General features: G+C 67.6%; 27 protein-coding genes. 25 read left to right on the forward strand and 2 right to left on the reverse strand.

Going from position 1 to position 26,296, the window contains the following annotated elements; translation table 11 throughout:
* Positions 1-379: 379 nt before the first annotated feature.
* The 7 genes from K3888_RS13225 (at position 380) to K3888_RS13255 (ending at position 5,125) form a co-directional block, all read left to right on the forward strand.
* Positions 380-706, forward strand: a complete 327-nt coding sequence (locus K3888_RS13225) for a hypothetical protein (RefSeq protein ID WP_230930746.1) — start codon at positions 380-382, stop codon at positions 704-706.
* Between the two features lie 121 nt (positions 707-827).
* Positions 828-1,319, forward strand: a complete 492-nt coding sequence (locus tag K3888_RS13230) for a hypothetical protein (RefSeq protein ID WP_230930747.1) — start codon at positions 828-830, stop codon at positions 1,317-1,319.
* A complete protein-coding gene (locus tag K3888_RS13235) occupies positions 1,316-1,831 on the forward strand; it encodes a helix-turn-helix domain-containing protein (protein ID WP_230930748.1) in 516 nt (171 codons plus the stop codon). The genes K3888_RS13230 and K3888_RS13235 overlap by 4 nt, the downstream gene beginning before the upstream one ends.
* Positions 1,832-1,867: 36 nt before the next feature.
* A complete protein-coding gene (locus K3888_RS13240) occupies positions 1,868-2,326 on the forward strand; it encodes a single-stranded DNA-binding protein (RefSeq protein WP_230930749.1) in 459 nt (152 codons plus the stop codon).
* A 7-nt stretch (positions 2,327-2,333) separates the two neighbouring features.
* Positions 2,334-2,735 (forward strand): RusA family crossover junction endodeoxyribonuclease, encoded by a 402-nt coding sequence (locus K3888_RS13245; RefSeq protein WP_230930750.1) that lies wholly within the window; start codon positions 2,334-2,336, stop codon positions 2,733-2,735.
* Positions 2,732-3,205, forward strand: coding sequence for a 3'-5' exoribonuclease domain-containing protein (locus K3888_RS13250; RefSeq protein WP_230930751.1), 474 nt, complete (start codon positions 2,732-2,734; stop codon positions 3,203-3,205). The genes K3888_RS13245 and K3888_RS13250 overlap by 4 nt, the downstream gene beginning before the upstream one ends.
* 189 nt (positions 3,206-3,394) lie before the next feature.
* On the forward strand, positions 3,395-5,125 hold the full coding sequence (locus tag K3888_RS13255) for a terminase large subunit domain-containing protein (RefSeq protein WP_230930752.1): 1,731 nt from the start codon (positions 3,395-3,397) through the stop codon (positions 5,123-5,125).
* Here the strand turns inward: K3888_RS13255 and K3888_RS13260 are convergent.
* On the reverse strand, positions 5,120-5,479 hold the full coding sequence (locus K3888_RS13260) for a hypothetical protein (protein ID WP_230930753.1): 360 nt from the start codon (positions 5,477-5,479) through the stop codon (positions 5,120-5,122). The genes K3888_RS13255 and K3888_RS13260 overlap by 6 nt on opposite strands.
* 55 nt (positions 5,480-5,534) lie before the next feature.
* Between K3888_RS13260 and K3888_RS13265 the strand changes: the two genes are divergently transcribed.
* The 13 genes from K3888_RS13265 (at position 5,535) to K3888_RS13325 (ending at position 16,920) form a co-directional block, all read left to right on the forward strand.
* Complete coding sequence (locus tag K3888_RS13265; RefSeq protein WP_230930754.1) at positions 5,535-5,852, forward strand: DUF1360 domain-containing protein; 318 nt, start codon at positions 5,535-5,537, stop codon at positions 5,850-5,852.
* Between the two features lie 3 nt (positions 5,853-5,855).
* On the forward strand, positions 5,856-7,391 hold the full coding sequence (locus tag K3888_RS13270) for a phage portal protein (RefSeq protein WP_230930755.1): 1,536 nt from the start codon (positions 5,856-5,858) through the stop codon (positions 7,389-7,391).
* On the forward strand, positions 7,384-9,765 hold the full coding sequence (locus tag K3888_RS13275) for a phage head morphogenesis protein (RefSeq protein ID WP_230930756.1): 2,382 nt from the start codon (positions 7,384-7,386) through the stop codon (positions 9,763-9,765). The genes K3888_RS13270 and K3888_RS13275 overlap by 8 nt, the downstream gene beginning before the upstream one ends.
* A gap of 236 nt (positions 9,766-10,001) precedes the next feature.
* Positions 10,002-11,732 (forward strand): major capsid protein, encoded by a 1,731-nt coding sequence (locus K3888_RS13280; protein ID WP_230930757.1) that lies wholly within the window; start codon positions 10,002-10,004, stop codon positions 11,730-11,732.
* A gap of 80 nt (positions 11,733-11,812) precedes the next feature.
* Positions 11,813-12,610, forward strand: a complete 798-nt coding sequence (locus K3888_RS13285) for a hypothetical protein (RefSeq protein WP_230930758.1) — start codon at positions 11,813-11,815, stop codon at positions 12,608-12,610.
* A gap of 11 nt (positions 12,611-12,621) precedes the next feature.
* Positions 12,622-12,882 carry a hypothetical protein gene (locus K3888_RS13290; protein WP_230930759.1) on the forward strand — a complete coding sequence of 87 codons (261 nt, stop codon included), beginning with the start codon at positions 12,622-12,624 and terminating at the stop codon, positions 12,880-12,882.
* A gap of 90 nt (positions 12,883-12,972) precedes the next feature.
* Complete coding sequence (locus K3888_RS13295) at positions 12,973-13,719, forward strand: hypothetical protein (protein WP_230930760.1); 747 nt, start codon at positions 12,973-12,975, stop codon at positions 13,717-13,719.
* A gap of 217 nt (positions 13,720-13,936) precedes the next feature.
* Entirely contained in the window at positions 13,937-14,674 is a 738-nt protein-coding gene (locus K3888_RS13300) for a hypothetical protein (RefSeq protein WP_230930761.1), read from the forward strand.
* Positions 14,674-15,186, forward strand: coding sequence for a hypothetical protein (locus tag K3888_RS13305; RefSeq protein WP_230930762.1), 513 nt, complete (start codon positions 14,674-14,676; stop codon positions 15,184-15,186). Before K3888_RS13300 ends, K3888_RS13305 begins: the two co-directional genes overlap by 1 nt.
* Positions 15,187-15,196: 10 nt before the next feature.
* Positions 15,197-15,487 (forward strand): hypothetical protein, encoded by a 291-nt coding sequence (locus tag K3888_RS13310; protein WP_230930763.1) that lies wholly within the window; start codon positions 15,197-15,199, stop codon positions 15,485-15,487.
* The gene (locus tag K3888_RS13315) at positions 15,484-15,918 is read left to right on the forward strand and encodes a hypothetical protein (RefSeq protein ID WP_230930764.1); all 435 of its coding nucleotides are present in this window, start codon (positions 15,484-15,486) and stop codon (positions 15,916-15,918) included. The genes K3888_RS13310 and K3888_RS13315 overlap by 4 nt, the downstream gene beginning before the upstream one ends.
* Before the next feature lie 34 nt (positions 15,919-15,952).
* Positions 15,953-16,402, forward strand: coding sequence for a hypothetical protein (locus tag K3888_RS13320; protein ID WP_230930765.1), 450 nt, complete (start codon positions 15,953-15,955; stop codon positions 16,400-16,402).
* 38 nt (positions 16,403-16,440) lie between these two features.
* Positions 16,441-16,920, forward strand: coding sequence for a DUF7240 domain-containing protein (locus K3888_RS13325; protein WP_230930766.1), 480 nt, complete (start codon positions 16,441-16,443; stop codon positions 16,918-16,920).
* Here K3888_RS13325 and K3888_RS13330 read toward each other — a convergent pair.
* Positions 16,917-17,288, reverse strand: coding sequence for a hypothetical protein (locus K3888_RS13330; RefSeq protein ID WP_230930767.1), 372 nt, complete (start codon positions 17,286-17,288; stop codon positions 16,917-16,919). The genes K3888_RS13325 and K3888_RS13330 overlap by 4 nt on opposite strands.
* 44 nt (positions 17,289-17,332) lie before the next feature.
* Here K3888_RS13330 and K3888_RS13335 point away from each other — a divergent pair, with 44 nt between their 5' ends.
* Genes K3888_RS13335 through K3888_RS13355 form a run of 5 tightly spaced genes read left to right on the forward strand, consistent with a single transcriptional unit; the run spans position 17,333 to position 26,270 of the window.
* Entirely contained in the window at positions 17,333-17,731 is a 399-nt protein-coding gene (locus tag K3888_RS13335) for a hypothetical protein (RefSeq protein WP_230930768.1), read from the forward strand.
* A 33-nt stretch (positions 17,732-17,764) separates the two neighbouring features.
* On the forward strand, positions 17,765-23,164 hold the full coding sequence (locus K3888_RS13340; protein ID WP_230930769.1) for a tape measure protein: 5,400 nt from the start codon (positions 17,765-17,767) through the stop codon (positions 23,162-23,164).
* Positions 23,161-24,117, forward strand: a complete 957-nt coding sequence (locus K3888_RS13345; RefSeq protein WP_230930770.1) for a hypothetical protein — start codon at positions 23,161-23,163, stop codon at positions 24,115-24,117. Before K3888_RS13340 ends, K3888_RS13345 begins: the two co-directional genes overlap by 4 nt.
* On the forward strand, positions 24,114-25,757 hold the full coding sequence (locus tag K3888_RS13350) for a Gp37-like protein (RefSeq protein ID WP_230930771.1): 1,644 nt from the start codon (positions 24,114-24,116) through the stop codon (positions 25,755-25,757). The genes K3888_RS13345 and K3888_RS13350 overlap by 4 nt, the downstream gene beginning before the upstream one ends.
* 12 nt (positions 25,758-25,769) lie before the next feature.
* Entirely contained in the window at positions 25,770-26,270 is a 501-nt protein-coding gene (locus K3888_RS13355; protein ID WP_230930772.1) for a phage gene 29 protein family protein, read from the forward strand.
* Positions 26,271-26,296: the final 26 nt, after the last annotated feature.

Raw genomic sequence — 26,296 nt, forward strand, 5'->3', positions numbered from 1 at the left:
GCGGGATCGATCTTCTTCGGCATACAGCCATCCTCCTCGACTCGAAAAGGAGGCGGCGGGAAACCTGGGGCGGTTCAGAGTTCGACGATGTCGATCCCGAAATGAGCGACGCTGCGACACGTGTCGTGTGGCCGTGCCCGACGGTTCGCGCTGTGACTACCGCTCTCGGGGAGGCGTGATGTGCCAGACGTGCTGGCAATGCCCCGACTGCGGGGAACGGATGCTCGCCCGCCACCAGTGGGGGCCCAATGCCAGGAGGCTGTCCAGGCATCTAAGCGGCGCAGGCTACTGCCGTTGTCTGACCGCCCAGAAGTGACGCGAATGCTCGAACAAGCGGGACTCACTCTCCGCATCAATCGCAACGGCCAGGAGGCCCGTCGTGACCAGTGACGAGACAATCCGCAAGGTGGCACGGGTGCTGTTCCTCTCCGACCGAGGCGACACCCTTCCGGTCGGGTTCGCGGAAAGGCAGTGGGACGAGGGGTACGCGGTCAGGGACGACTACATCCGTCGCGCCCGCGCCCTGGCCGATGAGGGGCTGCTCGCGCCCGCGCCGCTACGGGAGGAATGGGCGTTCCGGTACGTCAGGAGCACGGGCCAACTCGTGCACTGGGAGTGCGAAACAGAGGCCGATGCGCGTGGCTCGGCGGTGAACGATGGCGATCAGGTCGTCCACCGGTACGTGACCGACTGGGAGACACCGTGACACCTGCTGAGCATCGGGCCGCGGCGGAGCAGGCCCTCACCGACGCCTGGGACGACACCACACTCCACACACTCCTACGCGCCCTCACCCACGCCGTACTCGCACTCGGAGAGGACCCAAAATGCCCGAGGTAGACCGCGAACCCACCACCATCGCCGAGAACCTGCCGTCCGGAAAGTCACGCGGTAACGAGGTCAACCACCGCCAACTACGGGCCCTCGAGCTCAGGTTGACCGGCATGCAATATGAAGACATCGCCAACCAGCTCGGCTACGCAGACCGTGCCGCCGCATACGGCGCCGTCCGGGCCGTAATCGCCCGCCGCGAGCACGAGGCCGTCGACGAAATGCGCACCATCGAAGGCGACCGCCTCGACGCGATAGCCGCCACCCTCTGGCCCCTCGTCGAAACCGGTGACCTCGCCGCGGTCGACCGCATGCTCAAACTCATGCAACGCCGCGCCGCTCTATTCGGACTCGACCTCGCCGGCCGCGTCGACGTCATGGCCGCCACCGAAGTCGACCTCGAAGGCGCATTCGCCCGCATGGTCGCCGTCGCCCGCGGCACAACCAACCCCCACCCGGAACCCGCGATCGAACAGGAGGAGCCATGACAGCATTCGAAACCGGGTGGGAACCAGACCCCCAAATCGTCGACGCCGTCCTCGACGGGCGGGCCAGCCTCACAACCCTCGACGACGCGGACCGGGCCGTCGTCGTCGCCGAACTGTCCGAACGCGGCGAAAGCGTCGAGCAGATCGCAGACCGACTGGGATGCTGCACCCGCGTCGTGAAACGGGTCCGCGCCCAACCACTGACCCGGACACTGGTGCGGGCAATGCGCGCCGAAGCCGAGAGGCAGGCCGCCGAGAACATCACCCACCACGCCCAAACCGTCGGCGCAACGGAGCAGGCCGCCCACGCCCGCCGCGCCCAGCAGCTCGCCGCCCAAGTCGACGCACTCGTGGAGTCCACCCGCAAGCTCCGGCAAGAGCTCGCCACCGCCCGCAGCGCCCAACGCCCGGTGACGATGTGGGTGTACCGCCGCAAACCCGGCCCCCGCCAAGCCGAACAACAGATGCCGCCCCTATTCGACGTCGACGGGCAGGTCACCAGCCGCGGGTAAACCTCAAGGCCACCCGAGCAAGGAAGGCCACCACCCATGGCATCTGGAGACACCCCGATCACGATCGTCGGCACCCTCGTCGCCGACCCCGAACTGCGGTACACCCCATCCGGCGCCTCAGTTGCGAATTTCCGTGTCGCGTCCAATCCGCGCCGCTACAACTCCCAAACACAGCAGTGGGAGGACGGTGACCCCCTGTTCCTGGCCTGCAATGTGTGGCGGCAAGCGGCGGAGAACGTCGCCGAGACCCTGTCCAAGGGGATGCGGGTGATCGTCAATGGCCGGCTGCGGCAACGCTCGTACGAGAACCGGGAGGGCGAGAAACGCACCGTCTACGAAGTTGAAGTCGACGAGGTCGGACCTTCCCTGAAGTACGCCACCGCCCAGGTGACCCGCATTCCGTCCCAGGGCGGCGGGGGAGGGGCACCGACCCAGCAGCCTGCCGGCTCCGGCGAGTGGGGCGGCCCGGCCGACAACGACGAACCCCCGTTCTGAGGCCGCCATGCGAACTGTGTCGATGCTGTTGCCGTACACGAAGCCGCCCCTGTCGCTGAACGACCGCGGGCACCACATGGACCGCGCCAGGGTGGTGGCGGACGTACGCCGGTCGGTGTTCCTCATCGCCAGATCCCACAACCTGCCGACCGGGCTCGAGCACGTGACCGTCCAACTGCACTACCGGCCCCGCGACAACCGGAGGCGTGACACCGACAACCTCACCGCCACCCTGAAACCGGCCTGCGATGCCCTCGCCGCCGGGACGAAAAAACACCCCGGCTATGGACTCGTCCCCGACGACACCCCGACCTACATGGCCAAGCCAGAGCCAATAATCCACCCCGCCGAGAAAGGCCGGGCCGGCCAACTCTGGCTCGACATCACCTGGAACGGAGAGCCGCAATGAGGTACTTCTACGACACCGAGTTCGTCGAGGACGGCACCACCATCGACCTCATCTCGATCGCATTCGTGGCCGAGGACGGCCGAGAGCTGTACCTACACGTCGACGGCTACGACCGCGACAAGGCATACCGGCACGAGTTCGTTGGCCAGCACGTCATGCCCTACCTCGACGGCAAGCCGACCACCCCGCGGGACGAGACGGCCCGGCAGATCGCCGAATTCATCCAACCGGGTGCCGATCTGTGGGGCTACTTCCCGTCCTACGACCACGTCGCCCTCGCCCAGCTGTACGGAACGATGATGGACCTGCCTCGGCATATCCCGATGCGCACGAACTGCATCGCCCAGCTGGCGCAGATGGGCCGCGTCGGGCGCATCCCCGTCCCGAACGACGCCGCCCACGACGCCCTCGCTGACGCCCGATGGACCCGCGACGCATTCCACTGGCTACTACAGCACGGGGGCCGCTGACGTGGTGGATGAGCTGATGGCGATGTCGTTCTACACCCGCCGCGGTAACCGGGTCCACGCTAGGAAGAGCGGCGCGAATGAAGTGCGACTGCAGATCGGGCTTCCAGGTGAAACCGCTGTACGCGCCGGACTCGACCCGTCACAACGGCGTGAGCTCGCCACGTTCCTCCTCGACGGTCTTGAGGCACCGTGAGTCTCGCGTCCGAGTTCGCGGCGGTCACCGACGGCTGGTCCCCAGCCCAGAAGGCCGCCCTCGCCGAGCGGCTGAACCGCGAAGCCACCCGCATGACCGTCGACCGCGACCACCCGTCAGCCGGTAGTCTCGCCCAATCCATCGACAAGACGACGGTCCAGACACCGGCGATGGAAGCAATCGACGAAGCCCTCGAATGGGCACTCACCACCCCAGACGCCCGCCTCGTCGTGTCCGTGCCACCTCAGCAAGGGAAATCGACCCGCCTGTCGGTGTGGGGCGTCATCCGCGCCCTGGTTCAAGACCCCGCCCGCCGCATCGTCGTCGCGTCCTACTCCGACGCCCTCGCCCGCAACCACGCCCGCGCCGCCCGCGACCTCGTCCGCAGCAACGGCTCCACAGCCCAAGACCCACTCACCGGCGCCGACCTCCCCGACCGCCTCGGCATCGCACTGGCAGCAGACCATGCCGCATCCGGATCGTGGCGTCTGGCCGGGCACCGCGGCGGCTGCTATGCCGTCGGCGTCGGCGGCTCACTGACCGGCTCCCCGGCCGACGTGCTGTTCATCGACGACCCACTCAAAGGCATGGCCGAAGCCGACAGCACTGTAGAGCGGGACAAGGTCGTCACCTGGTGGGAGACCGTCGCACAGACCCGCCTCGCCCCCGGAGCGCCAGTGGTCCTGATCCTCACCAGGTGGCACGAAAAAGACCTCGCTGGCCACGTCTTGACCCAAGATGCAGCCCGCCCACAGGGGGAGCGGCGATGGCGAGTGGTGAACATCCCCGCGATCGCCACGCCGGGCGTGCCGGACGCTCTCGGTCGTGAACCAGGGGAGCCGCTCGAGTCCACCCGCGGTCACACCCTGCAGGATTGGGAACGAATCCGCGACGAAGTCGGACCCCGCGCCTGGTCGGCCCTGTACCTCGGCACCCCGACCCCCGGCGAGGGTGGCCTGTTCTCGCAAGACTGGTTCGACCGCCACAGACTGCCCGAACTCCCCGCCACCGCGGTTCGGATCGTGTCGATCGACCCCGCCGAAACCGGGCGTCGTGACGAAGCCGGGCTCGTGGCGATGGCCGCGACCACCGACGGCAGGGTGTGCGTCACCGACGACTGGTCAGCGCGGATGCAGTCAGACGTGTGGGCGCGTAAGGCTGTGCTGCTCGCGCTGACGACCGGGGCGACCGAGATCCTGTTCGAGGCGTTCACCACAGGCCCGACCTACGAACGAGTCATCCAGCAGGCGTGGCGCGACGTCCGAGACGACGCCCGTGTCCTCCGCGCCGCTGGCGGGAACATTGACACCGCGATCGCCACGGTCGCCGGTCGCACTGACCCCCCGACTGATCCGCGTCAGGCGATCCTCGACGTTGACGGCCTTGCGGTCCCTGACCAGGACGCACCGCCGTTCCACATCAAGCCGTGGCGAGCGAAGGGTGACAAGACCGCGAGAGCCGCCGGGACACGTCAGGCCGCCTCCACCGGACGCCTGCGGATGGTCGGCACCCATCCGACGCTCGAAGCGCAGGCCGTGCACTGGCAGCAAGGCCAAGACTCCCCGGACCGTCTGGACACGATGGTTAACGGCTACGAACGCGTAATCCAACTCGTAGGCGGGCAAGCCACCATCGCCGTCCCCGGGATCCCGACCGGAGGCCAGACCCCCGCGGCTACCAGCCCGGCCCCTTTCTCGTTCAACGCACCCATGCCCAACGGGCTATGACCGCTCCCCGTTTGCCTTTCGGTGAAGTGACTCGACAGAAGCACAATCGATCTCCTCGCCGGTTACCTTGACGGTTCGAAACAGATCAACCCGACTGCGCATCCAATCTCCAAGGCTGTTCGAACTGCCGATCCACGTCCCGAAATGCTCGGCGGCTGTTCTGAATTGCCCCAGGTCATAGAACGCTTCCGCGGTCGATTCGGTCTTTCCAGCTGGGTCGAACACCAATGTCAGCACCCTGTCGGCGAACTGCACATCGCTGATTGCTCGAAAAATCAAAGCGTCACTGTTGGCTCGATCTTCTATCCAGTTCCATGTCTCTTCGATGACGAACTGCGAATCTTCGGTGGCCATTGGGGTGCTCCTGGGTGGGCTCGGGTGGTCACCGCAGGTCCGTACGGTGCGGCGCATGGTCGAGCTTATCGTCGTCTTCGCCCTCGTCACGCTGGCTTCAGCGCGGGTGACGCGTGTGATCGTGTCGGACAAGATCGGCGAACCCTTGCGGGCCCGGATCGTCAGGTGGCGCGGCGAAACCTCGATGCTGACGTACCTCGTTCACTGCTCGTGGTGCACCGGCTTGTGGGTGTCCGCCGCCCTCGTTGCCGCGGTGTGGTGGCCCGCCGCAATTGCCGACCGGATCGGCGTCACCACCTGGCTCACACTCCCACTCACCATCCTGGCCGTCGCCCACCTCGTTGGCCTCATCCTGACCCGAGGGGAGCGATAGGACATGGCCCGCGTATCCCGCCGAACCGTCACTACCGGCACCCTCTCCATCGCTTCACCCGAAACGCTCACCGCCGCCGCGCACCGCATCAACCTCAAAGCGTCGACCACCCAGGCCCGGCAGACCGGCGGCGATGAAGGCTGGAAAACCGAAGCGTGGCAACGGTTCGACGAGATCGGTGAACTCCGCGCCGTCTGCCAATGGTTCGCCGGCAGCCTCTCGCGGGTCCGGCTCGTGGCGTCCGACATCAACCCCAAAACAGGCCGGCCCACCGGCGCCACCAACGACCACGAAGCCTCCACCATGGTCGCCGACATCGCTGGCGGACCAGCAGGACAGGCAGCCATGCTGTCCCGCCTCGCCACATTCCTCACCGTCCCCGGAGAGGGCTGGGTCGCCATCGTCACCCGCCGGCCCAACCCGGAAGAAGCCGAGGTCGAGGAGTGGCACATCCTCGCCGACGACGAAATCACCACCCAGGCTCAAGACGTCGTCATCGAGCTCCCCGACGGGGCGAAGCACCACCTCGACCCGGATCGCGACTCACTGTTCCGGATCTGGAACCCGCACCCGCGGCACACGAAACAGTCCGACTCCCCGGTGCGGGCAGCGCTGTCGATCCTGCGGGAGATCCGCCGCTGCGAGCAGACCATCGAGGCCGCCTCCCGCTCCCGAGTCGCTGGCAACGGCATCCTCGCGGTCCCGTCCGAGATTTCCATCCCGTCGGCCGCGGCACCGGTTGCCGCACCCGCAACCGATCCGGACGCCCCCGAACTGCCAGCGCCCCCGGTGCCGGCCGACGTCCCCGTCTCCGCCACCGACCTCATGGCGTCTCTACAGACCGCCATGACCGCCGCGATCCAAGACCAGTCGTCGGCGGCGGCGATGGTGCCGATCGTCCTCAAAGCCCCAGGAGAGCATCTGGACAAGATCCGGCACATCACCCTTTCATCGGAGGTGACCGAGACCGCGGTCAGAACCCGCGAGACGTCCATCCGACGGTTGGCGCTGTCGCTGGACGTGCCGCCCGAGGTGCTGCTCGGTGTCGCCGACGCCAATCACTGGTCCGCGTGGGCCTCCCAGGACCAGGCGATCAACCAGCACATCGCCCCGATGATGACCACAATCTGCGACGCGCTCACGGAGTCGGTGTTGCGGCCGCTGCTCGAATCGAAGGGCCACCCTGACCCCGAGTCGGTGGTGGTGTGGTTCGACCTGACCGACCTGGCCAAGAGGCCCGACCGCGGCGCCGATGCCCAGGCCGCCTACGAGGCCGGGGCAATCTCACGTGAGGCCTACCTGCGGGAACTCGGGTTCGACGCCAAGGATGCACCGGACCCCAACTCAGACGAAGGGAAACGTGAGCTCGCGGTGCAGATGGTGTCCCGCGCCCCGTCCCTGTTCCCGCTGTTGGCTGACGTGCTCGGGTTCGACATCCCGGCCGGCGCCCAGATGCCCGGCCAAGCCCCGGGCCAGCAGCCCGCGGCGCAGTCCAGGCAGCCAGTGCCAGACACCATCGAGGAGGCCCGCCGTGGTTGATCCAGATGATCTGGACGCCTGGGATGCGGTGATCGAGAAGGCGATCCTCGCGACAGCACGTGAGTGGTCGCCCCTCGTCCTCGACGCCGCCCTACCCTCGCTCACCGCGGATGCTCTACCGCCGGACCCGGACCGCATGGGCGACGAGCAGGGGTCGTGGTGGCGCCTGTTCGTCGCCAACGTCCTGCCGGTCCTGACTGGGCTGATGGCCGCCCGCACCTCGCGGACCCTGCGAGCCCGCGGTGTCACCCCGCCCGAACCACCAGCACTCGAGGCCGCGTCGGACGCGGTCCCATGGCCCACCGACGTGCTCGGCGCCCTCACCGCGCAGGACCGGACCGCTCTCGTGTCGTCGTTCTCGGAGCTACGCGAACTCGTTGGAGAGCTCCTGCCCAACGACGCCGAACTGATCGTGCGGATCCCGTCATGGCGCGACCACACCGAGTCGTATCTGTCGCAGGTATCGAACCGATGCAAGGACATGCCCGACACCGTGTTCGACCAGGTGCGGCGAGCGATCACGGAAGGAGTCGACGCCGGCGAAGACGCCGCCGCGCTCGCAGTGCGGGTCCGTGAACACCTCGACATGGCCACCGAAGGCGGCCGCGAAGCCTGGAACGTGCGCGCCAACCGGGTCGCTCGCACCGAGACGACCGGCGCGTACAACGCCGCCTCGTTGGAAGCTGCACGCATCGAGGCAGACGAGACCGACCAGGTGATGCAGAAAGCGTGGGTGTGCACCACCGACGGCCGCACCCGCGACTCCCACTTCGCCGCAGACGGCCAGCGCATCGGCCTCGACGAGACGTTCCTCATCGGCGCCCATCGCCTCCGCTACCCCGGCGACCCTCAAGGCCCCGCCTCCGAGATCGTCAACTGCCGCTGCACCACCATCATCCTCGCCGCAGACGAGCCGCTACCGGGGGAGACGGACAGGCAGACCGAACGAGCCCGCTCCGACGGCACCCGACGCGACCCGGCCGCCGAGGTCGCCGCCCGGTCAGCCGACGGGGTCACCAGAGCACGTGAAGATCCGGCAGGCGTCGGGTACATCGCCGCCGCCGCAAACGAGGAGGACACGATCGTGAGACGACCGTTCAGCGGGGTGTTGGCCCCCATCGGAAAGCCGACCGGGGACGGCCGCATCCTCGACGAGGACGGCGCGTTCCGGTTCCGCGACTTCCCCCTCCCGCTGATGTGGCAGAAGTCGACCAGCGAGGGGCACGATCAGTCCGTCATCGTCGGCCGCATCGACACCGCCACCGTCGAAAGTGGCGAGATTGTCGCCACCGGTGTGCTGTTCGAGTCCGACGAAGCCGCCGAGGCTGGCCAGCTTCTCGTCGACGAGGTGATCCGCCCCAGCGTGGACCTATGCGACATGGTCGCCGACTTCCTCATCCTCGACTCGGATGGTCAGCCGATTGATCCGGACGAGATCACCGAAGACATGGTCGACGGACTGTCCGAAATGACCGTCGTGCGTGAGGCCACCGTCATGGCCGCCACCCTCGTAGCCAAGCCGGCGTTCGCCGAAGCGAAGCTCACCCTCGCTGACCCTGCCGCCGACGACGGGGTTGATGCTGAGGCCCTCACCGCGTCGGTCTCAACCCCGGCACCGCTGGTCGACTCTGGACTGTTCACCGACCCCGGCCTGTCCGGGCCTTCCGCGATCACCGTCGACGACGACGGCCGTGTGCGCGGCCACCTCGCCCTGTTCGACTCGTGCCACGTCGGTATGACCGACCGGTGCGTCACCCCGCCCCGCACCGGCTCTAACTACGCGCACTTCCACACCTCCACCATCGACACCCCAACCGGGCCTGTCTCCGTCGGCAGGCTCACCGTCTCCACTGGGCACGCCGACGCCCGTGCCGGCGCCAACGCCGCCGCATCCCACTACGACAACACCGGCACCTGCTGGGCCCTCGTCAAGGCGGGGGAGGACCAGTTCGGGATCTGGGTGTCGGGTGTCGTGAACCCCGACGCCACGGAGGCAAGCGTCCGTGCCGGGGCATCCGCCCCACTGTCGGGGGATTGGCGCTCCATCGGTGGCCGTCTCGAGCTCGTCGCAGCCCTGAGTGTGAACACGCCCGGCTTCCCGGTGCCGCGCACCTATGCCGCCGACACCGGACGGTCCATGAGCCTCGTCGCCGCCGGCGCCGTGCAGCCCCGTGCACCTCGCGCCCGACTCAGCCAGTGGGAGGTGCAGTCCGTTGCGGAGGCCGCGGTCGACGCATACGTGGTGCGGCAGCAGCGGGCCGCGGAGGCCGCCCAGATCCGGCAGCGTCTCGCCCGCTCCGAGGCCGCCCGCCTGACCGCCCGACACAGGGGAAATCAACTCGACGCACTCGCCTACGTCAAGAAAGGAGCTTGACCATGGCCTGTGGAGCGTGCGGCGGGGCCGCGGGGCAGTCAACGAAGTGGGAACTCACCACCGCCGACGGGACCACGCGTGTGTTCCTCACTGAGGTCGAAGCGCGCGTCGCGGCGACCTCATCCGGCGGCGGCACCATCCGCCCCATCACCTAAGTCACCCCCCACAACCACACTGCTGCGAGACCGGCCGGGGACACGCTCCGGCGGCAGCCCACACACCTGTGAGGAGCAACCATGGACACCACCGCTGAGATGGCGTTCGAGCTGCCGGACACCCTCCCCGAGGATCTGACCGAGCTCGAAGAGCTGCGCAACGCCGCCGTCGCCGAGCTCGAGAAGATCGCCCCCGCCGACGGCGAGGCCCCCTCCCAGGAGGTCCTCGACCAGATGCGGCGCCTGGACGAGGCGATCACCAAGATCGACGGCCAGATCGAGCAGGTCCGAGCCGATCTAGATGAGCGTGCCGGAGAGGCCGCCAACATCCGCGAGCGCGTGTTCGGCACCAACTCCGACGACGACACCGACCCGGGCGAGTCCGACGAGGACGACAACGCCGACGAGGACACCCCAGACGAGGAGGAGTTCTCCAACACCTCCGACGACACCAGCCAGGACGAGGCAGAGGAGCCCCCGGTGGACGAAGACCAGCCCGACGCGGTCGTTGCCGCAGGGGCCCGCCGCAAGACCCGCTTCGCCGGCGCCGCCCGCGGCCGCAAGCCCGAGACCCCGCCCGCCGCCAAGCCCACCTTCGGGTACGTGCTCGACGCCAACGTGCGGGACTACAAGCCCGGCTTTGTCGACGACCTCGAGCTGGCGAAGGCGTTCGGCGACCTCGCTAAGGGCCGCGGTAACCGCATCACCGGTGCCAACGGCCGCTCGGAGACCACCTTCGCCTCGTTCGTTCGCCCGACCGACGAGCGGCGTGAGGTCACTGACGAGGCCACCGCGATCGACGCGCTCGAGTTCGCCACCAACGAGAAGAACCTCGAAGGCGGCTCCCTCGTCGCGGCCGGCGGCTGGTGTGCCCCCTCGGAGACCGTATACGACTTCCTCGGCACCGAGGCCGCTGGAGATCTGCTGTCCCTGCCGGAGATCTCGGTGAAGCGAGGGGGCGTCAAGTTCCCCGTCGAGCCCGACTTCTCCACGATCTACACCGACTTCCCGGGGTTTCATCAGACGGAGGCCCAGGCACAGGCCGGTACGGAGAAGGCGTGCCAGGAGATCCCCTGCGGCGACTTCACTGATCTGCGGCTGGATGTGATCGGCCTGTGCATCACCAACGGCATCCTCGCGGACAAAGCGTGGCCCGAGCTGACCCGCAAGTACGTCGGCGAGATCATGAAGGCCCACCAGCACCGGATCTCGAAGTTCCGCATCGACAAGGTCGCCGCCGGATCCACCAGCGTGGCGATCCCCTCCACGACTATGCTCGGCGGCGCCGGGGCGCTACTCAACTCCGCGGAGCTCGCGGTGCAGGACATCCGCGTCAAGCACCGCATCCCGGACGGCACCACCATCGAGGGCATGGCCCCGGTGTGGGCCCGGGCGATCCTGCGATCGGACCTGGCCTACCGCGACGGTGTGCTGCCCGAGCAGGTCACCAACCAGATGATCGACCAGCACTTCGCGCTGCGTGGTGTGCGGCTGCAGTTCGTTGTGGACTGGCAGGACGACGTCATCGGCGGCACTACGCCCGCGACTGCGTTCCCCAGCGAGGTGAAGATGGCCTTCTACCCGGCGGGTACCTGGTACTCGGCCCTGGAGCCGGTCATCAACCTCGGCATCATCCACGACATGAGCCTGCTGAAGGTGAACAAGCAGACCCAGATGTTCACCGAGGACGGCATCGCGGTCGGCAAGCGGAAGAACGACTCCCGCGTCTACACGATCCCGGTCGCCGTGAACGGCCAGGTCGGCCTGCGGGCCCCCCTCGGTGGGCCGGTCGAGGCACCGACCGAGCCCTGACCCTAGGGGTCACCAAATGCTCAGGGGGCGTCAGGAGAAGCACTCCTGGCGCCCCCTGACCACATAGAGGAGTGTGGACAATGACTGCAGCTGTTGGACTGCCGCCGATCACGATCAGTGAGGCCGCCGGCGTCCCCCACACGGGCGGCCTCTACTCGGCGGCCACCATGGATGACCGAGGCGATGACCGCGTCGCTGGCGGCGTCCTGCTGGAAGACGTCGACGACGGTGCGCACGGCATGTGGCCCGCCGGATGCCTCCCCGCAGAAACCGATGAGCCTGAAGACCCGGACGCGCCCGCCGAGCCGGAGAACGTCAAGGGCGGGCTCGAGGAGTGCCCGCCCTTGACCCCGTTCCCCGCCACGGTGGTGTGGGCGTCCGATCACCGAATGCTCGTGGGAGTGTCGGAGGAGGAGGCCCGGCTGGCGGCGGCCCGCACCCTCTACGTGACCGAACAGGTCGATACCGAGACCCACACCGCGGCGCTGCTGGCCGATCGCGCCGGCACCCCGGCCACCGCTGTCGGCACGGGCGGGGACGCTCTCGTCGCCGCACTTGGTGCTGTGGAGGCCGGACTGGAGCAGGTCGGGGTGGTGCACGCCCCCCGCTCCGCCGCGGCGCTTGCCGCTTCCAAGGGGCTCATCACCGAACGATCGGGGAAGCTCTACACCCCACTGGGAAACCGGTGGGCGTTCGGTGTCGGCTACCGGACCGATCTCGCCGGGCTGCTCGTGGCGACCGGGCCGGTACTGGTGACCCGCTCCCCGGTCACGACGTCGATGGCCCTCAATGCACGAAAGAACACCCGGCTGGCCGTGTCGGAGCGGCACATCGCCGTCACGTGGACCGGCCCGACCGTGGCCGCCGCAATCGCCTAGGAAGGACCGCCATGTCAATGAAGGTCACGGCCACCGTTCGCGGAGATGCCGTCGAGATCGTGTCAGCCGGATCAACACCCGGAGAGATCGCCGGAGCACTCCTGGCCGCGGCGAAGGATCCGGCCCAGGTGCGGACGGTCACCACAGTCACCGGTATGGGCTGGCAGGTGCCCGTCGCGGTCGCCGAGACCGCAGGGATGCTCGCCAAACCGACCCCCGACCCGGCGCCGACCAAGCCCGCGACTGCCGGGCGCAGGTCCCGCAAGAAGTAACCGATACGGGCTGGTCACCCCCGGCCCTTACCGTCCCGTGTCGAAGCCCCCGAAGGGCGGGGCCGCCACAACCTCTGGAGGAGGCACACAATGGCCACTCAGGCATTCCCCGTCGTGAAGGGCAAGCGGATGCGCGTGACCCGTGTCGGGCACTGCGGCCTGCCGGAAGCAGGCGAGGCATCGTCCCTGGTGACGAAGGGATTCATCACCGCGAACTACACCAAGGTCACCAAGGACGCCGAAGACCTCGAAGCCACAAACGCCGAGGGAGAGGTGTGCGTCGCCGACCGCACCCCGCCCGAGCTCAAGTGGTTCGAGGTCGCGATCACCATGTGCGACGTCGACCCCGACATCCTGTCGTTCTTCACCGACGACCCGGTCGTGCTGGACTACCTGGACCGCCCGGTCGGTTTCCGGTCGGCGAAGGGCGTCAAGGTCACCGGCGGGGCTGGCCTGGAGATCTGGACCGGCATCGGGGGAGCGGACTGCGACATCCCGACCGACGATTCGGCCCTGACCGGCGCCGGCGCGGTGGAGTCGTACGGCTACTTCCTGACACCGTGGATCCGCGAAGCCACGATCGGTGACATCGAGATCGGGGCGTCGGTGATGAACCTGACGCTGACCGGCATCACCGGACCCCCGACCCGCTGGGGCAAGGGCCCCTACGACGTAGTCTCGGCAGACGCCGACAACACCCCGTCACGCCTGCTCACCCCGATGGGGCACGAGCACATGCATGTGCAGCGGACCACCATCGCGCCGCCCGCTGTGACCGACGGCGCCGTCGCCCTCGAGCTGCCGGAGCCGTACTTCGCGGCGGTCCCGACGCCCTGACCCGCCCGGCAAGCCTGACTGTGCCCCCACCCTTGGGGAAGAGGGTGGGGGCACCGTTGTGTCACCGCCCCGCTCTACGGTCTCGTGCTGTGCCGCTCGTCTCGGGTGGTGGCGGCACACCTTCGGCCCCCAGCCGGTTCCGGCGTCCTGCCACTCTCCGGTAGTCGACCCAGGAAGACCGCTGGGGGCCGTCACCCACCCCACCTACCGTGCGGGCATGACAAACCCGTGCACCTGGCCCGTCGCACGCCACTGCCTCCCCACCACTTCCGAGGAGTCGCTGCTCGCCGGGTCCATAGACGCCGCTGTCGGCGTCCTCTGGGCCTTGACCGGACGCCGCTTCGGGGTGTGCCCCACCGTGGCCCGGCCCTGCACCAACACCGCCGCCAGCACGGTCGTGGCCCCGCACGGACCGTGGATGGTGCCGATCATCGACTCCGGCGTATGGCGCAACATCTCCTGCGGCGACCGGGCATGCCGACGCGAATCCCCATCCACGGTCCTGCTCCCCGGCCCCGTCCACGAAATAACCGGGGTGGCCGTCGACGGCGTGAAACTCGACCCCGCCTCGTACTCGGTGGAGGGGGACTGGCTGTACCGCGCCGACGGCACCGCATGGCCCGACCAGGACCTCACCCGGCCGCTCGGCACGCCGGGCACATGGTCCGTCACCTACATGCGCGGCACACCACCGCCCGCCGGCGCCGACACAGCGGTCGCAGCGCTCGCCGGCGAGTTCTACAACTCGTGCACTGACCCCGAAAAGTGTGTGCTCCCGCGCAACGTCACACAGATCACCCGGCAGGGCGTGACGATGCAGATGGCTGACCCCCAGACCATCATCGAGCAGGGTTCGACCGGCTTGCCGGAGGTCGACCTGTGGGTACGCGCACACAATCCGCATCGGCTCGCTGAACCATCGCAGGTGTGGTCTCCGGACATGGAGGTGCAGTGATGGCCCGCACTGACCGCCTGATCGTCGCCCTTCTGGAGCAGCTCCGGGAGGCGTTCAACAACGAGGCTAAACCGCCGCGGGGAGGGGTCACTGGCCCGCCGCAGCTCCGGGCCGGCGACGGGATCCCCGCGCTGGACAACTTCGGCAAGGATTGTGCGCTGCTGTTCGTCAACGTCACCCGCCGTTACCGCACCACATCGTTCCCGGAGGCGACGGTGTCCACGGCTCGGTGCGGGGCCGCGATGGCCGTCGAGCTTCAGATCGGTGTCGCACGCTGTTCCCAAGCACTCACCCACACAGGCGGCCTGCCCTCAGCCGAGGTTATGGCCGCAGAGTTCGCCACCCAGGAAGACGACGCCGACCGCCTCGACGCGGTCCTGTGCCGCCTGGGCAATGCCGCCGAAGACGCTGACCTCATCCACGACTGGCTACCTACTGGAACCGACGTCCTCGGCCCGGAGGGCGGCACCGTTGCTGTGATCGCCCAAGCCGTATTTCACCTCGCACGCTAAGGAGCGCCCCATGTCCCAGATCACTATCCGTGGCCGCATCGCCACCACTCTCCTCGCACGCGGGGAGACCGTCACCGTCGAGCACACAGAGCGGATCGACCGGCTGATTGCCGGCGGGCTCGTCGAGCGCATCGTCCGCAAGCCCCACCGCGTCATCCCCGCGCCGCAGACCGCCGCCGAGTCCGCGGCCAGCGCCACCGGGACGGCGGAAGAGTCCGCGGCCGCCGCCGAGGAAACCACCACGGTGGTAGACGAAACCTCGCCTGCACCGAAGCGCAGCACACGGAAGAAGACCTCGTGAAGTTCACTGCAAAGCCCACGTTCGCGGTCGACAAGGCCGGGATGCAGCGTGAGCTCACCGGACCCCAGTCCCAGATGGTGCGGCTGTTGCGCGACACCACCCGACAGACCGTCAACACGGCGAAACTCCGAGCCCCCGTCGACACGGGGCAGCTCCGCAACGCACACCGGGCCGAGGACGTCCGTGTCGTCGGCATGACAGCCCGGACCGCGGTGGTGGCGGACAAGAATTACGCAGCCGCCGTCCACGACGGATCCCGACCGCACCTGATCCGACCCAAGAACAAGAAGTCTCTCGCATTCAAGGTCGGCGGCAAGACGGTGTTCGCTCAGCAGGTCAAGCACCCCGGAGCCAAGCCCCGCCCGTGGCTACTGAACGCCACCCGCGAAGCGGCGGGCCGCAACGGCTTCATAGTCACCCCCAGCAGTTAGAACACAAGCCACCCGAGACGAAAGGACACCTATCGTGCCTGCACCTGACACCACCGCCGCTTTCAACTCCGAGGCCTCCGCCGTCGACAAGGACGCCGAGATCGCACGCCTCAAGGCCCAGCTCGAAGAAGGGAAGCCCCTCGAGGGAACGATCGAGGTCGCCGACAACGGCCCCGCCGAGGCGTGGACCCTCAATGCGGCCGGGCGTGACTGGCGCTACCACCTGCCCACCGAAGGGCAGATGATGCTGTTCGGCATGTCCTCCGCACGGCGCGCAAGCGGCCAGCGGCGAATCAACGCCATCTACAACTTCCTCGACGCCACCCTCACGGACGAGTCGTACTCGCAGCTCGAGGACTGCATCAACGACCCAGACGCCAAGTTCGGAGTGGAGGAGATGATGGCCGTCATCACTGGCATCATCGAAGCCGCCAACGACACCCCGGCAGCGAAGGCACCGAAGAACGGTCCGACCCTGCAGTGACCGGACTGGTCTGGCACGGTCGAACCTGGGATTTGTCCGTGCCCGGCCCGACCGCAGCCCGTCACCTCGCCGCACTCTCCACGCGGCGAGGCATGGAGGCCACCGCCCCGATGCTGTCCACCCTTCACCTGATGCTGGGCCAGGCTCAGCTCGAAGCCCTGGAGGACGGTGTCGCTGATGGTCGATACCCGCCGGACGCGTTCTCGGAGCTCCTGTCGGCAGGGGTGGAGCACCTGTCAGGGCGTCCTCTGCGGGCCGTCGTCGCGCTTTCCGGGTCGGCGGTGTCGCAGTGGTCAATCATCCGCGGGCGTCTAGTCCGAGACGGCATCGCGGATCCGCTCCGAGAGCTCCCGACCCTATGGGCGCTGTTGGACGCGGTCGAGTGGATGATCCTCGAGTCGAAGAAGGACGAGAAGGAGACAGACGCCTATTGGCGGTCCGTCTACGGTCCGGAGCGAGGCTGGTCCGACGACGACGAAACCGCTTCCGCTGACGCATTCATGGACGCGTTCAGCTAGCCCTCTCGCAGCCGCTGCAGCCTCTCTGTGGCGCGCTGCTGCCCGGTGTCGCCGCCTTCGGGCTCAACCTGCCGGTACCTGACTATGGCGTTCAGGAACCGTTCCAGTTCTGCGATCGCCCGCTCGGTGTCACCGCGCTGCTCGTACAAGTCCGCCAGTGAGAGTGTGGGGCGCGGCGCGAGGGTCCACCCTGCCAACTCGGAGCCGCGCTCGGTTGCGTCCCGCATCTCACACAGCAGTGCCTCGTAGTCGCCCCAACGGCCGGCATTCGCGAGCCGATCGACCTCGGGCCACCACACGGTGAAGTGCTCGCCCCGAACCTTCTCAGCGTCCTCGGCAGCCGTGACCAGATCCAGCTCATCGTCCATGCCGACCACCCTAAGCGTTAGGTGACACCGGTTATGCTGCCTGTGTGTCTTCCAGCGTCGTCACCTACCGGGGTCTCGGCTCTGTGGTGAGCCTCGACCTGGCGGACGGGACGGTGACGATCGAACATGGCCCGCCCTCGGAGCACACGGGTCGGTGGGTAGTGCCGCTGCTCGAGATCGAGGATGTCCTCTACCGCGAACGCAGCGTGGAGCATGAGGGGTGGGGGCAACTCCGCACCGTCACCGGCCAGCACCCGGACGAACCCGCTCTGGATCCGTACGCGTTCCGCAACGGCGGCGAGCAACTCAAGACGTTCTGCGTGCTCATCTCAATGGCCGTGACCCATGCCCGTATGGGCGTGGAAGGCCGCGCTGCCCGCGCCGTGATCGGGCAAGAAATGTCGAGCATCCGCGACATGCTCGGACGCCTTCGCCGCGACTAAACCTGGTCACCGCCTGCGCATACGGTGCGCGGCATGTCGACGGGTCAGGGGCGGGCACGCATAGAGTTCGAGGCCGACGCCTCAAAGGTGTCGGACGAGCTCGTCTCCAAGATGACCGCTGCCCTCGACAAGATTGTCGGCATCCTCGAAAAGGGGTTCGCGCAGGGCGCGTCGAAGGCCGAAGCCGCGGTGGACGGGGTCGGCGTCGCCGCCCAGAAGACCGCCAGCGACGTCGAGTCCGCAACGAGCAGGGCTGCCGCCTCGTTCGATGATGTCGGCTCCGCGGCGTCGAAGGCCGGGCGCGCCGCATCCTCGGAGATGTCCGACTCTATGTCGGATGTGTCGAAGGCCGCCGCCGATGCAGGGGCGGCCGCGTCCGATTCCCTGACTGATGTCGCCGGCGCCGCCTCACAGTCCGGCGCTGCGGCATCCTCGGCCATGGCTAGCAGCATGGCCGACATCACGCAGGCCGCCGCATCCGCTGGCGCCGCGGCCACGGACTCACTGTCCGACTTGGGCGGTGCTGCATCGCAATCAGGTGCCGCGGCCTCATCAGCAGTTGCAGGATCGATGTCCGAGATCTCGGCTTCCGCCGCGGGCGCGTTCTCGTCAGTGTCGGCATCCGCTGCTGATGCTGCAGCAGGGGTCGCAACGTCGGCGGCGAACATGTCGTCCTCGATGACCTCCGCCATGTCGGACATCAGTTCAACCAGCGCCGGAGCGGAAGGCGCCGTCGGTGGGATCGGCGGAGCACTCGGCGGGCTCAGCAAGAAAGCCATCCCCGTAGCTGCCGGGCTCGCCGGGGTCGCCGGCGCCGGCGCCACCCTGCAGGCCGGGTTCGGGAAGCTCACCAGCATCGAGGACACCACCGCCTCCCTGGGGATCATTCTCGATGACGCCGTCGCGGCGCAGGACCTCATGGCCCAGCTCCAGGCCGACAACCAGGCGACCCCGTACATGTTCGACGCTTACGCCGCAGCGGGTAAGACCCTCGCAGCGTTCGGCGCCGACCTGGAGGGCATCCCGCAGCAAGTTTCGGCTCTTGGTGAGGCCGCCGCCGCCTCGGGGGGCGGACAGGAAGTGTTCGACCAGATGGCTCGCGCCTCCGGGCAGGCCATGGCTACCGGAAAAATGTCCCTCGACACGATCAACCAGCTCGCGGTTGGCGGCGTCCAAGGCCTACAGATCCTGGCGAATCACTTCGACGTCCCCACCGACGAGATGCAGAAAATGATCTCCGCCGGCATGGTGCCCGCCCAGGAGGCCATGGACATCCTCACCCAGGGGATCCTCGAGGGCTCCGACGGCATCGCGGGTTCCACGAACGCCATGTCCGGCGTCATGCAGGAAATGTCCGAGACCACCTCCGGCTCCATGACAAGCCTGCTCGCGGCCTTCAACAACCTCGCCGCCGCAGGCATCGAACCGCTGGTGCCCATCATCACAATGATCGCCGACGGTCTGACCGATTTCGCGTACGTGATCATCGACCTCATCAACGGCGAAGCCGACCTCCCCGGATGGCTCCAAACCGTCTTGCAGGTCCTCGAGCCCATCGCATGGATCGCCGGCGGGGTAACCACCGCGTTCGTGGCCATGAAAGTCGCATCGCTCGCTCTTGCTGGTGCTCAGAAGCTCGTCGCTCTAGCCACCGGCGGCATATCCAAGGCCTTCGGACTGCTGATGGCCCACCCCATCATCGCGGCGATCGCGGCGATCACCGGCGGGCTGATCTGGTTCTTCACCCAGACCGAGACCGGAAAAAAGATCTGGCAGGGGCTCATGGACGCCCTCGGCGCCGCGTGGGAGTGGCTACAGGGCGCGTTCGCCGGCGTGTGGTCCACGATCTCCGACGCCGCCGTCGCCGCGTTCGAGTGGATCTCCGACGCCTGGAACACCATGTGGTCGTTCCTCCAGTCGGCGTGGGACACCGTAGGGCAGCCCATCATCAACTTCATCGTCGCCGCCTTCAACCTGTGGTGGGAGGGAGTCCAGCTCTACTTCCGTCTGCTCGGTGCCGCGTGGGAGGTCCTGTGGACCGGCCTAGGCATGGCGTGGGACGCGGTCGGCCAGCCGGTGGTGGACTTCATCGTCGCCGCGTTCCAGATGTGGTGGGACGGCATCAAAGTCATCTTCAGCTGGCTCCAGGCCGGCTGGGATCTCCTCTGGGCCGGGGTGAAGGCCGTCTACGACACCGTCATCGCCCCCGTCGTCCGCTGGGTGGTCGACCGGTTCAACGACCTCAAGGCCGGCGTCGGGGCAGCCCTCGACCTCGTGAAGTCGGCCGTCCAGTCCGTCGCGGACCGGGTCGCAGAGTTCTACGGCACCTACGTGCAGCCGATGGTCGACCGCGTCATCCGCGGCTTCGACCGCATCCGAGACACCCTCACCGGCTGGAAGGACCGGATCATCGGGATCTTCTCCGGCGCCGGTAGCTGGCTGTGGGACGCGGGCAAGAACATCGTGCAAGGTCTGATCGACGGCATCAAGAGCCTCGCGGGCACCATCGGAAACGCGTTCCTCAACACCATCCCCGGGTGGATCAAGGACCCCTTCAAGCGGGCCCTCGGGATCGCGTCCCCGTCGAAACTGTTCGCCGACTATGGCCGCAACATCGGAGAGGGGCTCATCTCCGGAATCAAGGGAATGCAGGGTCAGGTCGCCGCATCCATGGGCGGACTCACCTCGACTGCGGCCGCGGCTGGCGAAGAACTCAGAGACGCGTTCCATGGCGGGGATTCCGGGTATGCGGCGCTCGGGTCGGTAATCGGCGACCAGCTGGCCCAGCAGGCTATGGATGTGACGGCCGGGGCGGGACAGGTGGCCGCGCCCGTCGTGGCAGCTGGTGACGAAGTGGGCGCCGCGTTCCAGGGCCGTGACATGGGATACGCCGCGACAGGCGCCTTGATCGGTGACGACGCGGCAATGCAGGCACTGGATGTGTCCGCCCAGATCGGTGACGCGTTCGCAGCGGCTGGTGCCGGGATCGATGCAGCAAAGACGGGAATCATCGATCCCGCTCTCGCGGGCATGAGTGGCAACCTGGCGAGCCTCGGGGCTGCAGCGGCAGTCCAGGGGACCGCGATCACTACGGCCTTGAACACGGCCGGTGCCGGAGTGGCGAACGCAAAGACCACCCTGGTCGACCCCGCGCTGGCCGGAATGCAGGCCGGACTCGCCCAGACTGCCCTGACCACGCAGCAGCAAATGGTCGGGCTGGCCCTCCCAGCGATGCAAAACGCCGGGTCGGGGATCGCGGCGGTGCAGACCGGCACCGTCGACCCGGCCCTGGCTGGAATGCGTGGAGCCATCGGCAACACCGCCACCGCGACGGCCGTTGGCGCAGCGAACATCAACGCGGAGTGGAACAAGGTCCGCGAGGGAACCGCCGCACCGGTCCGCTTCACCATCGGATCGGTGTTCAACGACGGTCTCGTCGGTATGTGGAACGGGGTCGCCGACATGATCGGCGCCAAGAAGATGAACCCCTACCCGGTCCGGTTCGCTTCGGGAACCTCGCATATCGGCTCGGTGCTGCCCGGGTACACACCGGGTGTGGACCCGTACACATTCGTCGAGCCACGGACGGGCATGACGATCGGTCTTGGGGGCGGCGAAGGTATCGCTCGACCTGAGGTCGTGCGGGCTCTCGGACCAGACCGGTTCGATGGACTCAACGCTGCAGCCCGTATGGGCGGAGTCAACGCTGTCAGAAAGCACCTCGGCCAGTTCGCCGACGGCGGAGTCATCGGCTCGATCACGGGGCTCGTCAACAAGTACTTCCCCGGAATGACGATCACGTCGACGAGGCGGAACTCGAACGACTACCACGGCCAGGGCTTGGCCGTGGACTTCTCCAACGGCACCGACACCACCCCCCAGATGCAGGCCGCTGCCCGGTTCTTCCACCAGAACTACGCGGCCGGGCTGCTCGAGCTAATCCACTGGCCGCTGAACGGCTGGCAGAACATCAAGAACGGTGCCCCCCTGGACTACGGCGCCACCACGAACGCTCAGCACCGCAACCATGTGCACGTCGCTGCCGCCCGACCCCTGCCGGAACCCGGCGGGCTCGTCATCCCCGTCCCGTCCGGGGCAGGGGCAGCCCCCATCGACTGGGCCGCCATGGTCGGCGAAATGATCAAGCCCCAGGCAGATGAGATACGGGGCCGGATCGGCGGCTCTCAGTTCCCCGGCATCGTCGGCGACGTGCCAGGCAAGACGTTCGAGTCGATGCTCAAGCCCATGCAGGCGACCATCACCAAGAAGATGGAGGAATCCGGCGGCAGCACGGGAGGTGGCGGCGGCGCAGAGCAGTGGCGTGGGCTGGCGATGCAGGCCTTGGCCCGCCATGGGTACAACCCGGCGCAGCACATCGACGCGATGCTGAAGCAGATCCAGATCGAGTCTGGTGGTGTCCCGAACGCGATAAACAACTGGGACTCGAACGCGGCGAAGGGCACACCATCGGGTGGTCTTCTGCAGGTCATTGAGCCCACCTACCGGCGAGTGCGCAACGCCTATCCCGAGGCGTTCGTCGGACTGCCGGACAACCACATGATTCCAGCCACCAACCTCGTCGCGGGTGTGGGCGCAGTGCGGATGGATTGGGGCGGACCGGCTGGGCGCTGGCCGACCACGGCGGGTTACGACAACGGCGGCGTCGCGTTCGGTGAGGGGTTCCTCGCTAAGAAGATCGTCGACCCCGAGCGGGTGCTGAACCCTGCCCAGACGAAGGCGTTCGAGGCGTGGATGGCGGCCGGGCAGCGATTCGACGAGATCAACGACCTCGTCACGTCGGTGCAGGCGATGCAGCTCGACTCGCCGGAGGTCATGGCCGACGACATCGGGCGTCGTGTCGCCCAGTGGATCGGCGACGAGCCCGCCGACGGCAGCCTCAGGGCGTTGGCCGCGGCCCTGCAGTCCGGCGTCGAGTGGGAGCGCGTAACCCAGGGCATGGCCCGGTCTGCCGAGGCGTGGGCCAATGGCGATTGGGTTCGCGTCGCCGACGACAAGCGGCTCGCGACTCCGGACGAGATGCGCCGCCAGGTCGAGGGCAACTTCCTGTCTGAGCTCGCCGACGAGTTCGGTGGCCTGATCGGGCTTAAGGGTCTGCTGCCGGCGCCGGACATCGTGGGGGAGACGGGTCTGGTCACCCTCCCGAAGGAGACTGCCGACAAGCTCGACGCCGCAGTGTCCACACCCGAGGGACTGGCCGGTGGTGAAGACCTGACCAAGGTCACCCGAATCGCCACCGACACCGACACCACCACCGGCGGCGGCAGCAACACCGATGGAGAGAAGGTGATCCAGGTGGACATGACGATCAACGTCAACGGAGCCACTGACCCGATGGCCGTGTCCAATCGGGTCGTCTCGGAGATCTCTCGCGGCTTGGAGTCGGCGATCGGCGGGCAGGTGAGATCCACGTGACCTGCCCACCGCAGCAGACAGGGCGGCGCCGGGTATGGCTGATTGCCCGCGACGTCCACGGCCGGGAGGTCGACTCGATCGAGGTGACCGGCCCCAACGCCGGCACCGACGGCACACAGTCCGGCGTCGAGATGGGCGACGGAGAGCTCAAAGAGATGTGGCACGCCGCCCGCAGCTTTGAGGACAACGAAGTGGTCGGGATGCCGGGCTCTGTCCCCGGGTACGGGCATGTCGGCGTGCGCCGCTGGACGATGAAGCTCACCACGAAGGCCACCGACATACGGTCTTGGTCTCAGGTCGAGCGCCGCTTGTGGACACTCACGACGCCGGACCAGCACTCCGGCCGCACGGGCCAGTTCTTCATCCGGTTCCAGGAACGCAACGGTGAAGCACGAGAGATCCAGATCCGTCGTACCGGCACCCCGGAGCCGGAGAACAAGACCTATGCGGGGCAGCGGGGCTGGGAGACGTGGACGTTCGAGGTCACCGCGTATGACCCGTGGTGGTACGGCGACCCCTCGGAGGACGAGTGGGAGAACACCGATGGCGCGGGCTCGGCGGTGCTGGAGGTCGAGAACCATGGCGACCAGCCCGGTTACCTGATCTGGACCATCCCCGCTGCGGCGACCGCGCAGACATGGACCGTGCCGGACGGGCAAGGCGTGTACCCAGTGGGTCACGAGAAGGCCGGGCAGCGGATCATGCACACCTTGCCGGCGGTCGGGGCGGGGGATGTGGGGGAGGCCGACACGAGACCGTACCGGCTCCCGTTCCGGATCCTTGGCCAGCCGATGAGCTTCGGCCGGATGCGACAGACCCGGTGGACCCACCCGATCCCTCCCGGCAACGGCCCTGACAGTGGCCCGGTATCTCTACCGGTGTCTGTCGTAGGCGGGCTGGATGCGGGGATCAAGGTGTCCCTGCGGCCAGCGTTCGATAGGCCGCACTCATGACCGCCCCCGCCCTCATCGACCGGTTCGACCAGGCGCGGGCCTTACTGGACGCCGAGTGGCTCGAGTGGGAGACCTCAGCGCAGGCCCCGCCGGTGGTCGAGGTGTACGACAAGGACTGGCAGTTCGTCTCCTACGCTGACGCCGCACTCGACGGTGACGCTGAGTGGATCAAGAACGACGCCGGTGAAGCCAACGTGGCGTGGCTCGGGGACCATCCTGTCGGGCGGTGGATGGCCGACGAGGTAGCCGAAGCCGAAGACGTGCACCTGCGCATCGTCCAGGACGGCAACGTCTGGACCGGCAAAGGTCAGGTCATTGAAGACGCGATGCTCGAGTCGGGCGTCGAGACCGTCACCTTCGAGGGGCTGCACGACTACCAGCACGCCAAGAAGGTGTACTGCTACCCGAACCCGTGGGCGCCGATCACCCTGCAGTGGCCGAAGATCTACATCTACTACGGCCCGGCGATCACCGGAATCAAGCAGCTGCTGCTGGTGAACCTGATGCGCCGCTACCAGCATGGTTGGGCGCCAGCGCCGGACATGTTCTCGACGTTCTCGTACCGGAACCTGCAGCCCGATCGGTGGGCGCAGATCGTTAACCCACTCGGTGCCGGCTTGCTGCACGACACCTCCATGCACACGGTCATCGTCACGCGCATGGGCCAGTTCCACGAGATTGTGAAGCCGATCCTCGAGGATGCCGGGCTGATGCTGACCGCCGAGCGGTGGCTGCCAGGGGATCCGCAGCCGTTCCCCGACCACGCCATTTTGAGGATGCCGACCCTGATCTGGGATGTCGTGGACACCTCGGGTGTGCGCGGCCCGACGGGCACGTTGGTGGACGGGTTCATCGGTCTGGTGCGGTCGATCGCCTCTGACGGGATCACCGAGACCACTCAGGCGATCCCTTGGGAAGAGCCCGTGGAGTACTCGCAGCCCGACTTCTGGGGGACCGTCACCCGCAAACCGGCGGTCGTGTTCTACCGGCAGCAACGCTGGACTGGGGCCGAGGGGTCCGGGCAGGTGGGGGTGCGGTCGATCAAGCGTCGCGTCCACAAGGCGCTTGGCCACGCAATCATCACCGGTGGCCGGTCTCCGGGCTGGGTCAACTCCGGCATCAAGATGCTGGTGAACGCCGCGTTGGGGTGGATCGGCATGATCTTCCTCAACCCCGGGCTCACCCTCGGTTTGCTGGACGACCAGGTCGAAGACGTCGTGCTCGCGTTCGCCCGTTGGGACTTCGACGCCCGGGAGGCGTTGATGGGCCGGGATGCTTACGGCGACGTGTGGGAGCCCTCCGGCGGTACCGGCTTCTCGCTGTCGACGGTGGGGGCTATCCGGACCGGGAAGCAGGCCACCCAGCCGTACACGTCATTCCAGGTCGAGGTCGTCAACGCGATGCCGTACATGATTGGCCGCCACTTCGACATCGCCTCGCCCATCTCAGCGGAGGTGGGACGGTCTGGGCGCCTTTACACCGACGAGCTGCGCCGCAAGAAGCTGTCGTTCGGTCCCCGTGGGATCGGCTGGGACTTGGCGATCGGTGTCGACTCGGAGGAACGCACCCCGATCGCCCGCCTGGGCCGGCTACTCGAGTCGACGAAGCAGATCGTGCAGAACCTGTCCGTCCAGAGCTAAGAGGAGAGAGCGATGGTTGAGGAGTATCGGGCGCAGGGGGCGCCGCCGCCGATCGAGGTGGATCAGCAGCAGGCGGATCCGTCGGGTCCGCACAAGTACAAGTGGGTGTTCCATGCGCCGCCGGTAACGGGGCCGGGCGGTCATGTGCCGATGCAGATGCCGGAGGAGTGGTCCGACGACCTCGGGAGGCATTTGGAGGCGCTCGGGTTCATCACCCGTGCCGAGCTCGACGAGTTGGCAGGCGAGGACGGGATGGTCGACGTCAAAGCGGTGCCGGCGGCGAGGATCCGTCACGATCCGCCTCAGACCGGGCCCCGCAGCTGGTTGAACCCCGGACAGTGGGTGCCGGTGTCGGCTCCTGCACCGGCCATGCAGCACGGGGAGGTGGACCTATCGGCACTGTCGGATGAGGAGGCGGAAGCGGTACGGGTGGAAGCAGAAGCGATCCGGGAAGCACTTCGGCGCCGCGAGGTGTGGAAGGCCCGACTCGCAGATGAGGGGGGCGAGCGGTGACTACACCGAATGGTGGGAGCGTCCCG

The sequence above is a fragment of the Dietzia aurantiaca genome (assembly GCF_021033825.1).
In the GTDB taxonomy this organism is placed as follows: Bacteria; Actinomycetota; Actinomycetes; order Mycobacteriales; family Mycobacteriaceae; genus Dietzia; species Dietzia aurantiaca.